A 14722-nucleotide genomic window follows, 5' to 3' on the forward strand; every position below is an offset into this window, starting at 1 on the left:
ACCCCGGGGTGGGGGTTCCGGCCCGTCGCCGTCGTACATCTACCGCCGGCTCACGAAGCCCGTCGTGTCAGGCCTTCTTGGCCGCGCGCTTGGTCGCGGTCTTCTTGGCCGCGGGCGCCTTGGCGGCGGCGGGCTTGGCCGCGGCCGGCTTGGCGGTCGCGGCCTTCGGCGCGGCCTTGGTCGCCTTCGCCTTGGTCGTCGGAGCCTTGGCCGCGGCCGGAATGCTCTTGACGGCCTTGGTGGTGGTGGCCTTGGTGGTGGTCGCGGCCTTGGCGGTGACCTTCTTCGCCGCGGCCGGCTTGGCCGCCGCCTTGGTCGCGGGCGCCTTGGTCGCCTTCTTGGCGGCGGGCTTCGCGGTCGCCGGAGTCTTGGCCGCGGCCGCGGTCTTGCGCGTGGTGGCGGCCGGGGTCTTGACCGCGGCGGCGCGCGAGGTCGCCGGCTTCGCCGACGCCTTGGTCGTCGCGGTGGTCTTGCGGGTGCTCGCCTTCGCGGCGGGCGCCGCGGCGTCCGTCGCGACCACGCGCGGAGTCGGGCTGCTCTTGGCCGCCGCGCTCTTCACGTTGGGCTTGGGAAGCTTCTTCGTCCCGCTGGTGTAGTCCTTGAAGCCCTGGCCCGCGCGGAAGCGCGGCACCGAGGTCTTCTTGACGCGCACCCGCTCACCGGTCTGCGGGTTGCGGGCGTATCGAGCCGGACGGTCCACCTTCTCGAACGAGCCGAAGCCCGTGATGGACACCCGGTCTCCCGCCGTCACCGCACGAACGATGGTGTCGAGGACGGCATCGACTGCCTCTGCGGCGGCCTTGCGGCCACCCAGTCGGTCAGCGACCGCCTCGACGAGCTGCGCCTTGTTCACGTCTTCCCCTTCGGAAACCGATGCCGGGACAGTTCAGCCGGCATTGGGCACGCTAAGCATCCAAAAGTGCCGAAGCAATTACCGAACGGGCGAATCACCCTTGTGTCGCAACGGATTCAGGCTTCGGCGGTGTCCCGCGAACTCGCGGGCCCCGCGTCCAACTCGTCCATCAACTTGGTCAGTCGCCGGTCGGCGTCCGCCAAATCATGCTTTGCCGCGTCGGTGATGACCAACAAGCGGCGGATTAGCGCCACTTTCGCCTCGTTCGGTAGTCGGAGCCTACGCACCCGGGCGTGGGCGACCTTCAACCGGGTGGCCAGTTCGGCGAAGAGTTCCACTTCTTCGAACTCGTTCACGTGTCGGCCTTGGTGCTCCACACCGCAATTGTGACAGCTCATCCGGCTATGGGCACAACGGGGCGGCCATTGGGGCGAATCCCGAACACGCGAACGGCGGGACGCAACCGCGTCCCGCCGTTCATTTTCGGCCGATCGGCCTATTTTGCAAGGGAGTTCGTGATCAACCCACCGGCTGGGTGCGCGGCAGCCAACTCGGCCGGTTCGCCTCGAACGAGGTGATGTCCTCTTCGTGACGCAGGGTCAGACCGATGTCGTCCAGCCCCTCCAGCAGGCGCCAGCGGGTGTAGTCGTCGATCTCGAAGTCGGCGACGATCTCGCCCGCGCGCACCTGACGACCCACCAGATCGACGGTGATCTCGGTGGTCGGGTCCGCCTCGGTCAGCGCCCACAGGCGTTCGACGACCTCCTGCGGCAGCACCACGGTCAGCAGCCCGCCCTTTTGCGAGTTGCCGCGGAAGATGTCCGCGAAGCGCGCCGAGATCACCGCCTTGAACCCGTAGTTCTGCAGCGCCCATACGGCGTGCTCCCGGGAGGACCCGGTGCCGAAGTCGGGACCGGCCACCAGGACCGTGGCGCCGGCGCGCTCGGGCCGGTTCAGCACGAACTCCGGGTTCTTGCGCCAGGCTTCGAACAGACCGTCCTCGAAACCGTCGCGGGTGACCTTCTTGAGCCAGTGCGCGGGGATGATCTGGTCGGTGTCCACGTTGCTCTCGCGCAGCGGGACGGCCGTTCCGGTGTGGGTGGTGAAGGCTTCCATGGCTCAGACTCCTGCGGTGCTCAGGTCGGCGGGGGCGGCCAGGTGGCCCAGCACGGCGGTCGCGGCCGCGACCTGCGGCGAGACCAGGTGGGTACGGCCGCCCTTGCCCTGCCGTCCCTCGAAGTTGCGGTTGGACGTGGACGCGCTGCGCTCGCCGGGGGCGAGCTGGTCGGGGTTCATGCCCAGGCACATCGAGCAGCCCGCGTAGCGCCACTCGGCGCCGAACTCGGTGAACACCTTGTCCAGGCCCTCGGAAACGGCCTGGAGCGAGACCCGCACCGAACCCGGGACGACCAGCATCCGCACACCGTCGGCGACCTTGCGGCCCTTGACGATGTCGGCCACCTCGCGCAGGTCCTCGATCCGGCCGTTGGTGCACGAGCCGACGAAGACCGTGTCCACCGCGATGTCGCGCAGTTTCTGGCCCGCCGTCAGACCCATGTACGCGATGGCCTTCTCGGCCGCCGCGCGCTCGACCGGGTCCACGATCGCGACCGGGTCCGGCACCGACTCGGCCAGCGGCGCGCCCTGGCCGGGGTTGGTCCCCCAGGTGACGAACGGCGAGAGTTCGCGCGCGTCGATCACCACTTCCTTGTCGAACACCGCGTCCTCGTCGGTGACCAGGCTCCGCCAGTACGCGACGGCGGTGTCCCAGTCGGCGCCCTGCGGCGCGTGCGGGCGGCCGTCCAGGTACGCGAACGTGGTCTCGTCCGGGGCGATCATGCCCGCCCGGGCGCCGGCCTCGATCGACATGTTGCACACGGTCATCCGGCCCTCCATCGAGAGGTCGCGGATCGCCTGGCCGCGATACTCGATGACGTAGCCCTGACCGCCGCCGGTGCCGATCCGCGCGATCACCGCGAGGATCAGGTCCTTGGCACCGACCCCCTCGGGCAGCGCGCCCTCGACGGTCACCGCCATCGTCTTGAACGGCGCCATCGGCAGCGTCTGGGTGGCCAGCACGTGCTCGACCTGGCTGGTGCCGATGCCGAACGCCAGTGCGCCGAACGCGCCGTGGGTCGCGGTGTGGCTGTCGCCGCAGACCACGGTCGTGCCCGGCTGGGTCAGCCCGAGCTGCGGGCCGACCACGTGCACGATGCCCTGTTCCACGTCGCCCAGCGAGTGGATCCGGACCCCGAACTCGGCGGCGTTCTTGCGCAGCGTCTCGATCTGGGCGCGCGAGACCGGGTCCGCGATGGGTTTGTCGACGTCGAGCGTCGGCGTGTTGTGGTCCTCGGTCGCGATCGTGAGATCGGTGCGCCGGACCGGGCGGCCGGCCTGACGCAGACCGTCGAACGCCTGCGGACTGGTCACCTCGTGCAGCAGGTGCAGGTCGATGTAGAGCAGGTCCGGCTCGCCCTCCGCGCGACGCACCACATGTGCGTCCCAGACCTTCTCCGCGAGTGTCCGTCCCATCGCTGTCCCTCCGGCCGGCGCCATTGCCGGCGCTGTGTGTCCCTCGTGTCGCGCGGGTGCGGCTGATTCCGTATCCGCGATCGACGCCCTGACGCGTGCCCACGTCCCGACGCCTCCCGGCTGTTCTCCGGTGGTCGGCTCGGCGCGTTGCGCCACTGTGCCGGCACCGGGCCCGAGGGTGGACTTGCGTCTCGTAATCCGAGACGGCAATATCAAGGCATGGACAATTCTAGCGGAGTCGGCGTTCTCGACAAGGCCGCTGTCGTGCTGGCCGCGCTCGAAGCCGGTCCCGCCACGCTCGCGGGACTCGTCGCCATAACCGGTCTTGCCCGGCCCACGGCGCATCGACTCGCGGTCGCCTTGGAGCACCACCGTCTGGTCGCCCGCGACATGCAGGGTCGCTTCGTGCTCGGCCCGCGGCTCGCCGAGCTGGCCGCCGCGGCCGGCGAGGACCGGCTGCTCGCCGCCGCGCACCCGGTGCTCGCGCACATGCGCGACATCACCGGAGAGAGCGCGCAGCTCTACCGGCGCCAGGGCGACATGCGCGTGTGCGTGGCCGCGGCCGAGCGGCTCTCCGGCCTGCGCGACACCGTCCCCGTGGGCAGCACGCTGCCGATGAAAGCCGGTTCGGCCGCGCAGTGCCTGCTCGCCTGGGAGGAGCCGGAGCGGCTGCACCGGGGTCTGCAGGGCGCGCGGTTCACCGCCACCACGCTCTCCGGCGTGCGGCGCCGCGGCTGGGCGCAGAGCATCGGCGAACGTGAGCCGGGCGTCGCGTCCGTCTCCGCCGCCGTGCGCGGCCCCAGCAACCGCGTGGTGGCCGCCGTGTCCGTCTCCGGCCCGATCGAGCGGCTGACCCGGCACCCCGGGCGGCTGCACGCGCAGGCCGTGATGGAGGCCGCCGCCAAGCTGTCCGACGCACTGCGCCGGGCCCAGGTGGAGGTCTGACCGCCGTCGACCCGGGACGCCGCCGAGCGTCCGGGCCGGCGCCGCCGGAGCGATCGCCGACGCGGCCCGCGCGGGGCGCGCCCCCGACCACCCGCGTCGGCGCCCACATCGGCGCCGCGAACCGGCACCCGTGGCCCGGGAAACGAAGAAGACCTCCCGCGACTGCGGGAGGTCTTCTTCTTCGAGGTAGCCCCGACGGGATTCGAACCCGCGCTACCGCCTTGAGAGGGCGGCGTGCTAGGCCACTACACAACGGGGCCTCGTATTGCCGGTGTTGCTCCGAGCCGCCCACGAGGCGACACGGTGACGATCTGGTAGCCCCGACGGGATTCGAACCCGCGCTACCGCCTTGAGAGGGCGGCGTGCTAGGCCACTACACAACGGGGCCAGATCGCAATCATCAACTCTTACCAGCGACATCGCCCGAAGGCGATGCAGCTGGGGTACCAGGACTCGAACCTAGACTAACGGAACCAGAAACCGTCGGGCTGCCAATTACCCCATACCCCAATGCTCGGTCCTTCGCGTTACCCGGGGGTTTTTACGAGGACTTCGCTCCGCGCTGCTCCCTTGCGGGGCGGCACGAGAAGAACTTTACCCGATGAGGCGCGCGTGACCAAAACGGGTTACCGGTCCTGCGTTCGAACCACCACAAGTCCGGCCGGCCCGCCCGCGACGTGCGCGGAAGACCCGTTCAGCCGCGCTTGACCACGGTGTTCGTGAGGGTGCCGACGCCACCCACGGTGACCGAGACCCGGTCGCCCACGTGCAGTGGTCCGACCCCCGCCGGCGTGCCGGTCAGCAGCACGTCGCCGGGCAGCAGGGTCATCGCCTGGGTGACGTGCACGATCAACTCGGTGACGGTGCGGATCATCTGCCCGGTGCTGCCGGCCTGGCGCACCTCGCCGTTGACCGTGCACGCCACGGTCAACCCCTCGCCCTCGGTGACCTGGTCGAGCGTGATGTCGGTCTCCACCCAAGGACCCAGCGGGCAGAAGGTGTCCATACCCTTGGCCCGGCCCCACTGGCCCTCGGTGCGCTGCAGATCGCGCGCGGTCACGTCGTTGGCGCAGGTGAAGCCGAAGATCACCTCCGCCACCCGCTCGGCGGGCACGTCGCGGCACATCCGGCCGACCACCACGGCCAGTTCGGCCTCGTGGTGCACCTCGTCGGAGATCTGCGGGTACGCGATGCCGTCGCCGTGTCCGATCACGGACGTGGACGGCTTGAGGAAGGTGATCGGCGCGTCCGGGATCGCGCCGCCCATCTCGGCGGCGTGCGCGGCGTAGTTCTTGCCGATCGCCACCACCTTGCTGGGCAGCACCGGTGCGAGCAGGCGCACCGAGGACAGCGCGTGTTGCGCGCCGGTGGGCCGCAGTTCGCCGAACGGGTGGCCCGCGAGGGCGTGTACGACCAGCGACTCGGGTCGGTCGGCGTCGCCGGTCACCACCCCGAAGGAGACGGAATCGTCGGTGGAGAACCTGGCGATGCGCACGATGGGGTCACCCTTGCCGGAGAGTCACGAACGAGACGTGCCCAAGGCTACGCGGGCGCGCCCCGGGTCGGTGTCGCGCCGCGGCGGACGCGCAGGTGACGGGCGTGCCGGGGGCAGGGTGCGAGGGTGCGACCGGCGGTGGGTCCGGGACGTCGGCGGTTCAGGCCGAGGCGTCGGTGTCGGCCGGGACGTCCATCAGGTTCGTCCGCCGGGGGTTCGCGGTGCGCACCTCGGCGATGACCGACCCTGCGGCCTCTGTCGTGCGCTGACCCGGCAACACCGCGTCGACCTGCGTACGCCTGGGGTTGGCCGTGCTGGGGCGGTGCGTGCTGATGGTGTCCACGGTTCCCGGTTCTCGCCGTTCTCGCTCGTTCTCGTCCACAGATGCGCGCGCGGGGTGCCATCTCGTACACCCTGTGCGGTCTTGCCCGCCAAGATTACCCGTGGTTACGTCAGGGGTGGTCACGGGTCACCCACGGCTGCTGCTCACCGACCGCACATCACGGTTTACACCAGGTGTTCGAGCCGGCACATCAATATGTGATTTTCACCTCCCCGGAACCTCGACAAACGTATGGCATTTTGCCCCTGATCGTCCGTTAATACCGGTTGATTGCCGCCCGAAACGGCTTAACCGCCGAGATCGGGTTGAATCACGGTTTGTCCGGACCCCGCTATCTTGTTGCGGCTCCGTGGCTGTGCTGAAATGCCTGCGACCACGGGGGTGGTTCCCAACAAGCGGAGTTCCTTCACCTTGTCGCGCGAGCGCGACGGAGGTGCCCTGGGAAGAACGCGAATCCAGGGATTTACGCGCACACGAGCCTCGCCTTACCGGCGGGTCTAACGACTGGTCACAAGAGGTTGCGACGCTAGTGCAGGGACGTCGGAAGAAGCAGCACGACTCCGCAGGGGCCCCGGCCACGGCCGGCCCCGCCACGCCGGAGGTGCGAGCCCCGCAGCAAGCCAGCGGACCCCAGGACGCCAACGAGACCCCCGACTCCGTCGGGGACTCCATAGCCGGCGCCGGGGCAGCCCGGCCCGCCGGGACGGCACCGTCCCGGCTCAAGTTGCTGTTCTCGATCAGGAACTGGCGCATCCGTACCCGGATCACCGCGCTGCTCCTGCTCCCGGTCGTGGTCGCCGCGTTGCTCGGCGGCCTGCGTATCCAGTCGTCGATCGACAAGACGCAAGAGATGGACACGGTGCAAAAGGCATCGGCCATCATCGACCAGGCGTCGACGCTGGCCGCGTGGCTGGAGCAGGAACGCGACCTGCTCGCGCAGGCGAGCGTGGCTCCGTCGGCGGATCTGACGGGCGAGGTGAACAAGGCCAAGAAGACCACCGACGACCAGGTCACCGTCTACAACGCGAGCGCCGCGAAACTGAACACCGACTCGATGCCGGTGCTCGGTGCCACGCTCAAGGACATCGGCCACTCGCTGACGGAGTTGAACCGCACCCGTCAGGACGCCTTCAAGACCAGCACCCGCAGCACCATCGACGCCTACAACAAGATGATCCTGCAGCTGCTGCAGATCAACCAGGAGGCACCCGAGGTCACCCGTGACGCCGACCTGATCCAGGGCGCCCGCGCGCTGGGTTCGTTCGGCGAGGCGAAGGCGTACGCGTCCTCGCAGCGAGCCGCGGTCGTCGCGTACGCGCTCAAGCCGAACGACCTCCCGCTGGAGGCCGGCGAGACGCTCGCGCGACTGAACGAGGGCGAGCAGAACGCGATCCGCGCGTTCATCAGCGTCGCCCCCGCCGACTGGAGCGCGCTGTACAAGTCGGGCGTCAGCCGGGACAAGATCACTCTGGTCGAAGAGGCCTTCCAGCAGTTCAAGGCCATGGTCGGCGCCGCGGTGTCCGCTCCCAAGCCCGGCGGCAACGCCAAGCTGGACAACATCGGCGAGTTCAACCAGCAGACCTGGTGGACGCTGGCCACGGACAAGATCGGCGCGCTCGGTCAGGTCGAGGCCCAGCTGGGCAAGAAGCTGACCGCCACCGCGAAGGACCTGCGCGACGAGGCCCGTACCGACGCCCTGGTCAACACGATCCTCGTCGTCGGCGCGCTGTTGATCACCATCCTGCTCGGTGTGATCGTGGCCCGTTCGCTGGTGCGTTCGCTCAACACGCTGCGTCGGTCCGCGCTCGAGGTCGCCGAGGAGCGGCTGCCCGAGACGGTGCGCCGACTCTCCGAGTCGGACCCCGGCGACGTGGACCTGGCCATCGAGCCGATCGGCGTGTTGTCCCGGGACGAGATCGGCCAGGTGGCGCGCGCGTTCGACGCGGTGCACGCCGAGGCCGTACGACTCGCCGCCGAACAGGCCCTGCTGCGTGGCAACGTCAACTCGATGTTCGTCAACCTCTCGCGCCGCAGCCAGAGCCTGATCCAGCGTCAGCTCGCGCTCATCTCCGACCTGGAGAACCGCGAGGCGGACCCGGACCAGCTGGCCAACCTGTTCAAGCTCGACCACCTCGCCACCCGCATGCGCCGCAACGGTGAGAACCTCCTGGTGCTCGCGGGCGAGGAGCCGGGCCGGCGCTGGACCCGACCGGTTCCGCTGGTCGACGTGCTGCGCGCCGCGGCCTCCGAGGTGGAGCAGTACGAGCGGGTCGAGTTGGGCGCTCTGCCCACCACCGACATCGCCGGCCGCGCGGTCAACGACCTCGTGCACCTGCTCGCCGAGTTGCTGGAGAACTCCACCACGTTCTCCAGCCCGCACACCAAGGTCCGCGTCACCGGCCACATCCTTCCCGACGGCCGGGCGCTGATCGAGATCCACGACAACGGCATCGGGCTCACCGGCGACGACCTCGCCGACGCCAACCAGCGGCTGGCCCGTCCGCCGGTGGTGGACGTGTCCATCTCGCGTCGCATGGGTCTGTTCGTGGTCGGCCGACTGGCCACCCGCCACGGCATCCGCGTCCAGCTGCGGCCGGGCGAGGGTGGCGGTACCACCGCGCTGGTCATGCTCCCGATCGAGCTCATCCAGGGCGACCGCCCCGGGGGCGGCGACGGGTGGAGCAAGGGCGGCGACAAGACCGCGGCCGCGGTGTCCGGCTGGAGCGAGGAACTGCCCTCGGCCACGCCCGCCGCGCCGGCCCTGCCCGGTCCCCGGGTGGGCAGCCGGGCCCAGGAGCGCAACCGGCGGCGCGAACTGCCGCAGCGCAGCACCGAGACGCCGGTGCAGCCGGTCAACCAGCCGCCGCAGCCGACGCCGGCCGCGGACAACCGGCCCGCCCAGGCGCCGGTGCAGCAGGAGCCGTCCTACGGCAGCACCCAGTCCTTCGAGGCGCCCTCCTTCCAGGACGCCTCGACCGGGCAGGACACGCCGTACCCGGGCACGGTGAACCCGTTCGCGAGCGAGCCGGGCGTACACAGCACCGGTGCGCACCGCGCGCCGAGTTCGCCGCCGCCGGCCACGCCCGGTCGGGACAACCCGTTCGCCCCGGTCGGGTCGCCGGCCCAGGACACGGGCGCCTTCCCGGCCGCGCCGCAGGCGCCGATGTTCGGCACCGCCGAGGAACACCTCGGAGCCGAGGCACAGCAGGCGCAGTTCGGCACGGACACCGGGTCCTTCCCGGCCGCGCCGCAGTTCGGCGACGGCACCGTACGCGCGGGTGACACCTCGCAGTTCGCGTCACCGTTCGGATACGCGGACGAGCCGCGCCCCGAGGCCGACATCGACCCGCTCGACCCGCTCGGATTCGAGCAGTCCGGGCAGTTCGGCGGCCCGGGTGCGGAGCTCGCACCGCGCCGGGACGAGCCGCAGCGCCCGACCTGGGGCACCGAGTACGACGAACTCACCCCGGTGGCGCCGCTGCCGCCGATCGAGCCCGTCGCGCCGCCGGCCGAGGTGCCGTCCGGCTACGACGCGCCGCGCCGGGAGGAGTTGACCCGTCGCGACGAACTGCCGCAGCGGGCGCCCGAGTCCGGGGACGAACTCGGGATGGACACCGGCGACGCGCTGCCCGTGCTGCGCGGTCCGGCGCAGACGCGTCCCCTGCCGGTGCGGTCGGAGCAGGACGAGCACACCAGGGCCGAGCAGGTGCGCGGCCCGCAGGGCGATGTGCGTCCGGCCGTCTCGCCGTTCGAGCCGGCCGGTCCGGCTCGCTCGGAAACCGGTCCGTTCGCGCCCGTCGGTGCGCAGGAAATCGCCGAACAGGTGCCTGCTCCGTCCGAGTTGGACATGAGTGCGCCCCCGAGCACCGGGGACGACGGTAGGCTTCCCATCTTCGACACACTCGAGTCGGACTGGTTCCACCGCCAGGGCAACCGCGGCGGTCGGATGCGTGCCGCGCAGGTCCGTTCCACGCCGCGAGGCGGGGAGCGAGCCGTACCGGCAGGTGAGCAGGCGCTCCCGGATCCGGGTCCGTTGGGCGATCTCGATCGTCGGGTGCCGATGGCGACCAATCCGCCGCAGGCACCGGCCGAGCCGGCACCGGCGTTCGGTGGTGGGCGTCAGCAGCCCGCCACCGACATGTTCGGGACGCCGACGGAGCCGGACGAGGTCGTCGAGCAGTCCGCCGCGGGCTCCCCCGCCGGCGGCCCGCAGGGGCCGCAGTCGGGTTGGTACTCCGCGGGTGACGACGGTTGGCGCGCGGCCGAGGCCGCTCGTGAGCCGTCCTCGGGTGGCACCACCGGAGCGGGCCTGCCCCGACGTGTGCCCCGCGCCAACCTGGTGCCGGGCGGCGTCGAGCAGTCCGGCGGGGCTCAGGCCCCGGGTCACACGGGTGCGGGCTCTGCCGCGGCCGGGTCCCGTCGGGAGCCGGGTCGACCGACCGCGCCGAGCGGGCCGGGCCTGTCCCGGTCGCCCGACGAGGTCCGTGGACGGCTGACCAACTTCCGCCGGGGCATCCAGCAGGGTCGCACCGCCGGGGCCGGGGGATCCGCCCCTCGACCTCGTGACGAGAACAACCAGGAGCAGGCATGACTGAGAAGTCGTTGAGCCAGGCCGCGCAGAACCTGAACTGGCTGATCACGAACTTCGTGGACAACACCCCCGGGGTGTCGCACACGGTCGTGGTCTCCGCGGACGGCCTGCTGCTCGCCCTGTCCGAGGGCTTCCCTCGCGACCGGGCAGACCAGCTCGCCGCCGTCGCATCGGGTTTGACCAGCCTGACCCAGGGTGCGTCCCGTATCTTCGAGGGCGGGCACGTCACCCAGACGGTCGTGGAAATGGAACGGGGTTTCCTCTTTATCATGTCGATTTCGGACGGCTCCTCGTTGGCCGTGCTGGCGTCGCCGGAGTGCGACATCGGCCTGATCGGCTACGAGATGGCCCTGCTCGTCGATCGCGCGGGCGCCGTGCTCACGCCGGCGCTGCGCGCCGAACTCCAAGGTGCACTGCCGCGATGACACCTTCGGATATGTCCGATCACGGGGACCAGGAGTTTCACGAGACCCTGGTCCGCCCGTATGCCATGACCGGTGGTCGTACCCGGCCTCGCTACCAGCTCGCGCTGGAGGCCTTGGTCACCACGACGCCTCAGGTGGCCAATCCACCCGGCCTGTTGCCCGAGCACCAGCGCATCTGCGCGCTGTGTCGGGAGGTCAAGTCGGTAGCCGAGATCTCGGCTCTGCTCACCATCCCGCTCGGTGTCGCCCGCGTCCTCGTCGCGGATCTCGCCGAAGCCGGCCTGGTGGTCATCCACCAGCCCGGGAACGACCAGGGGCAGCCGGACGTCACGCTGCTCGAAAGGGTGCTCAGTGGACTTCGCAAGCTCTAGCCCGGGCCCGGTTCCCGCCAGGTCCTCCACCACGTCGGCGAAGATCGTCGTCGCCGGCGGATTCGGCGTGGGCAAGACCACGCTCGTCGGTGCCGTCTCGGAGATCGCTCCGCTGCGTACCGAAGCGGTCATGACGTCCGCCAGCGCCGGGGTCGACGACCTGTCGGCGACGCCGGACAAGCAGACCACCACGGTCGCGATGGACTTCGGTCGCATCACGCTGGACGAGGATCTGATCCTGTACCTGTTCGGTACGCCGGGTCAGCACCGATTCTGGTTCATGTGGGACGACCTGGTCCGCGGCGCGATCGGCGCCGTGGTTCTGGTGGACACCCGCCGACTCGCCGATTGTTTCCCCGCGATCGACTACTTCGAGAACAGCGGTCTGCCGTTCATCGTCGCGTTGAACTGCTTCGACGGATTGCAGACCCACCACGCGGAGGATGTCCGCGAGGCATTGCAAATAGGGCCCGACACCCCGATCGTGAGCTGTGACGCACGGCGCCGCGAATCGGCCAAGTCGACCCTGATCACGCTGGTCGAGCATGCTCTGATGGCTCGCCTGCGCTGACCTTCGGTACACGTTCCACCTGTTTTTTTCGTATTTTGCACCAGCACACCTCAGGCGAATCCCATTGCGGGGTTCGCCTGAGGTGTTGTCGCCGTGCGAACGGCCCGGGGAGGATTCCCGAGGGTTGTACGGGGAATTCGACAAACGTGTGACAGGACCCGGCGACATGCCCGGCCGAGTCTCCGCCTCGGCCCACACATTGCTAGGGTCCTTCCATAGCCATCTGTTGCCCAATTGATATCAGAACGTTTTGAGGCGCAGGCCCAACAACGAACCGAGGTGGGGTTCGGTGGACGACAACAGCAGGCGCGCGGCACAAGCGGCCCGCCTTCCGATGGTCGACGGAACGACCGAATCGGGGCTGCCGCGAAGGCCCCCGCAGGCGAACCTGCTGCCGGGCGCGGCGGCCGAGGAGTTCGGCCTCGATCGGGAGCTTTCCATCTCCCGGGAGCCGGAAGAGGTCCGGGGGCGCCTGGAACGCTTCGCCGTCGGACGCGAGTTGGCACGCCTCGAGGAGAGCGAACCGCTGCTGCCGCCGAACCCGATGACCGCGGCGAGTCCGCTGGCCTCCTCCCCCGTGCGTCCGCCCGCCCCGCCGGCTCCACCTCAGTCCCGGACGGTGACGCCGGCAACTCCCGTGCCGCCGGCCGCTCCACCCACTCCGCCCGCCCCGCCCGCTCCCTCCGTGCTGCCGGCCCCGCCGCCGGGAGCCCTGTCGCCGCTGCCGGCGGGTTGGGACGAACCGTGGGGCGACGGGTGGCGTTCGTTCCGCCCCGGCCGCCCCTGACGGTTCGTCACATCGGCCGCTACGCGCCGTCCGGACCCTCGGTGTGCCGTACACCGGGGGTCAGGCCCGCCTTGAGCAGTCCGTAGGTGTAGGCGTCCTCCAGGGCCTGCCAGGACGCCGCGATCACGTTCTCCGCGACACCGACGGTGCTCCACTCCTGCTTGCCGTCGGTGGTCTCCACCAGCACGCGCGTGATCGCGTCGGTGCCGTGGCGGCCCTCCAACAGCCGGACCTTGTAGTCCATCAACTCGAACGTCGCGAGCTGCGGGTAGATGCGCTCCAGGGCCAGCCGCAGCGCGCGGTCGAGCGCGTTGACCGGGCCGTTGCCCTCGCCCGTCGCCACGATCCGCTCGCCCTTGGCGTGCAGCTTCACCGTCGCCTCGTTGACCGGAACCCCGTCGCCGCGCTGCTCGGTGATCGCACGCCACGACTCCAGGGTGAAGAACCGCGCCCGGCCCAGGCTTTCGTCCCGCAGCAGCAGTTCGAACGAGGCGTCGGCGGCCTCGTAGGTGTAGCCGGCCGCCTCGCGCTCCTTGACCTGGTTGACCACCCGGCCGACCAGGTCCTTGTCGTCGGAGAGGTCGTAGCCCAGCTCGCGGCCCTTGAGCTCGATCGAGGCCCGGCCGGCCATGTCCGAGATCAGCATGCGCATGTCGTTGCCGACCCGGGCCGGGTCGATGTGCTGGTACAGGTCGGGGTCGACCTTGATCGCGGACGCGTGCAGACCGGCCTTGTGCGCGAACGCGGACACGCCCACGTAGGGCAGGTGGGTGGACGGGGCGAGGTTGACCACCTCGGCGATCGCGTGCGAGATCCGGGTCATCTCGCGCAGCTTGCCCTCGGGCAGCACGCGCATGTCGTGCTTGAGTTCGAGGTTGCCGACCACCTGGAACAGGTTGGCGTTGCCGACCCGTTCGCCGTAACCGTTGGCGGTGCACTGGACGTGCGTGGCGCCGCCCTCGACGGCCGCGAGGGTGTTGGCCACCGCGCAGCCCGTGTCGTCCTGCGCGTGGATGCCCAGGCGGGCCCCGGTGGCCGCGTGCACCTCGGTGACGATCTCGCGGACCCCGGTGGGCAACATGCCGCCGTTGGTGTCGCACAGCACGACCACCTCGGCGCCCGCGTCGTGCGCGGCGGCGACCACGCTCAGCGCGTACCGCGGGTTGGCCCGGTATCCGTCGAAGAAGTGCTCGCAGTCGACGAACACCCGGCGGCCCTGCGCACGCAGGTGCGCGACGGTGTCCCGGACCATCTCCAGGTTCTCGTCGAGCGTGGTGCGCAGCGCGAGCGAGACGTGTTTGTCGTGCGACTTGGCGACCAGGCACACGACCGGCGCGTCGGAGTCCAGCAGGGCCTGCACCTGGGGGTCTGCGGCGGCGGTGGTACCGGCCTTGCGGGTCGAGCCGAAGGCGACCAGGACGGCGTTGACCAAGTGCAGTTCGTCCTTGGCCCGGCGGAAGAACTCGGTATCGCGCGGCACCGCGCCGGGCCAGCCGCCCTCGATGAAGCCGACGCCGAAGTCGTCCAGATGGCGGGCCACGGTGAGCTTGTCGGACACCGTGAGGTTGATGCCCTCGCGTTGTGAGCCGTCCCGGAGCGTGGTGTCGAAGACGTGGAAGGCGCTCGGGTCGGTCGTCGTGGGGTGCATGGGTTCTCCCATCGGTCAGAAATGGCGGGCCCGCGCGCGGGTGCTCACCGCGTGGGTGGTGCGGCAAACAAAAAGACCCCTCGCGGTCGCGAGAGGTCTGCGTGCGGGCGGTGGGCGGTTCGCTCACCCCTTGTGGGGGGATCGGCCCGTTGCCGGCACGC

Annotated in this window: 13 protein-coding genes and 3 tRNA genes; 6 read left to right on the top strand and 10 right to left on the bottom strand. The window is 70.4% G+C overall.

The annotated features are described in order from the left end of the window. Positions 1–67 precede the first annotated feature (67 nt). The 4 genes from ACFRCG_RS31100 to leuC form a co-directional block, all read right to left on the bottom strand. The gene (locus tag ACFRCG_RS31100; RefSeq protein WP_380037566.1) at positions 68–853 is read right to left on the bottom strand and encodes an HU family DNA-binding protein; all 786 of its coding nucleotides are present in this window, start codon (positions 851–853) and stop codon (positions 68–70) included. A gap of 116 nt (positions 854–969) precedes the next feature. Beyond that, complete coding sequence (locus ACFRCG_RS31105; protein ID WP_371863149.1) at positions 970–1230, bottom strand: hypothetical protein; 261 nt, start codon at positions 1228–1230, stop codon at positions 970–972. A gap of 142 nt (positions 1231–1372) precedes the next feature. Next, positions 1373–1969, bottom strand: coding sequence for a 3-isopropylmalate dehydratase small subunit (gene leuD / locus ACFRCG_RS31110; RefSeq protein WP_380037568.1), 597 nt, complete (start codon positions 1967–1969; stop codon positions 1373–1375). A 3-nt stretch (positions 1970–1972) separates the two neighbouring features. Next, positions 1973–3385 (bottom strand): 3-isopropylmalate dehydratase large subunit, encoded by a 1413-nt coding sequence (leuC, locus tag ACFRCG_RS31115; RefSeq protein ID WP_380037570.1) that lies wholly within the window; start codon positions 3383–3385, stop codon positions 1973–1975. A gap of 219 nt (positions 3386–3604) precedes the next feature. On the opposite strand from leuC, the gene ACFRCG_RS31120 reads away from it, so the two are divergent. Next, positions 3605–4330: an IclR family transcriptional regulator gene (locus ACFRCG_RS31120; protein WP_026218813.1), complete on the top strand. Its 726-nt coding sequence runs from the start codon at positions 3605–3607 to the stop codon at positions 4328–4330. A gap of 187 nt (positions 4331–4517) precedes the next feature. On the opposite strand, the gene ACFRCG_RS31125 is transcribed toward ACFRCG_RS31120, so the two are convergent. The 5 genes from ACFRCG_RS31125 to ACFRCG_RS31145 form a co-directional block, all read right to left on the bottom strand. Then, positions 4518–4590: transfer RNA gene (locus ACFRCG_RS31125), tRNA-Glu, on the bottom strand. Between the two features lie 52 nt (positions 4591–4642). Then, a tRNA-Glu gene (locus ACFRCG_RS31130) sits at positions 4643–4718 on the bottom strand. A 50-nt stretch (positions 4719–4768) separates the two neighbouring features. Further along, positions 4769–4840: transfer RNA gene (locus tag ACFRCG_RS31135), tRNA-Gln, on the bottom strand. A gap of 184 nt (positions 4841–5024) precedes the next feature. Then, positions 5025–5825, bottom strand: coding sequence for a fumarylacetoacetate hydrolase family protein (locus tag ACFRCG_RS31140; protein WP_380037572.1), 801 nt, complete (start codon positions 5823–5825; stop codon positions 5025–5027). A gap of 160 nt (positions 5826–5985) precedes the next feature. Next, positions 5986–6168, bottom strand: a complete 183-nt coding sequence (locus ACFRCG_RS31145; protein ID WP_380037574.1) for a hypothetical protein — start codon at positions 6166–6168, stop codon at positions 5986–5988. A gap of 529 nt (positions 6169–6697) precedes the next feature. Here ACFRCG_RS31145 and ACFRCG_RS31150 point away from each other — a divergent pair. From ACFRCG_RS31150 to ACFRCG_RS31170, 5 genes are all read left to right on the top strand, one after another. Further along, entirely contained in the window at positions 6698–10759 is a 4062-nt protein-coding gene (locus tag ACFRCG_RS31150; RefSeq protein WP_380037576.1) for a nitrate- and nitrite sensing domain-containing protein, read from the top strand. Further along, positions 10756–11184 (top strand): roadblock/LC7 domain-containing protein, encoded by a 429-nt coding sequence (locus tag ACFRCG_RS31155; protein WP_020553297.1) that lies wholly within the window; start codon positions 10756–10758, stop codon positions 11182–11184. The genes ACFRCG_RS31150 and ACFRCG_RS31155 overlap by 4 nt, the downstream gene beginning before the upstream one ends. Further along, the gene (locus ACFRCG_RS31160; protein ID WP_371863148.1) at positions 11076–11555 is read left to right on the top strand and encodes a DUF742 domain-containing protein; all 480 of its coding nucleotides are present in this window, start codon (positions 11076–11078) and stop codon (positions 11553–11555) included. The genes ACFRCG_RS31155 and ACFRCG_RS31160 overlap by 109 nt, the downstream gene beginning before the upstream one ends. Further along, positions 11536–12126, top strand: a complete 591-nt coding sequence (locus ACFRCG_RS31165; protein WP_078975288.1) for an ATP/GTP-binding protein — start codon at positions 11536–11538, stop codon at positions 12124–12126. The genes ACFRCG_RS31160 and ACFRCG_RS31165 overlap by 20 nt, the downstream gene beginning before the upstream one ends. A 289-nt stretch (positions 12127–12415) precedes the next feature. Beyond that, entirely contained in the window at positions 12416–12913 is a 498-nt protein-coding gene (locus ACFRCG_RS31170; RefSeq protein ID WP_380037578.1) for a hypothetical protein, read from the top strand. 19 nt (positions 12914–12932) lie between these two features. Here the strand turns inward: ACFRCG_RS31170 and cimA are convergent, their stop codons facing one another. Further along, positions 12933–14561, bottom strand: a complete 1629-nt coding sequence (cimA, locus tag ACFRCG_RS31175) for a citramalate synthase (RefSeq protein ID WP_380037580.1) — start codon at positions 14559–14561, stop codon at positions 12933–12935. Positions 14562–14722 lie beyond the last annotated feature (161 nt).

The organism is Embleya sp. NPDC056575, from assembly GCF_042793325.1.
Classification (GTDB): Bacteria; Actinomycetota; Actinomycetes; order Streptomycetales; family Streptomycetaceae; genus Embleya.

Bases quoted from the DNA above. Each gene is read 5' to 3' on its own strand.
- leuC (WP_380037570.1), bottom strand. From the start codon at position 3,385: ATGGGACGGACACTCGCGGAGAAGGTCTGGGACGCACATGTGGTGCGT.
- cimA (WP_380037580.1), bottom strand. From the start codon at position 14,561: ATGCACCCCACGACGACCGACCCGAGCGCCTTCCACGTCTTCGACACC.
- ACFRCG_RS31120 (WP_026218813.1), top strand. From the start codon at position 3,605: ATGGACAATTCTAGCGGAGTCGGCGTTCTCGACAAGGCCGCTGTCGTG.
- ACFRCG_RS31155 (WP_020553297.1), top strand. From the start codon at position 10,756: ATGACTGAGAAGTCGTTGAGCCAGGCCGCGCAGAACCTGAACTGGCTG.
- leuD (WP_380037568.1), bottom strand. From the start codon at position 1,969: ATGGAAGCCTTCACCACCCACACCGGAACGGCCGTCCCGCTGCGCGAG.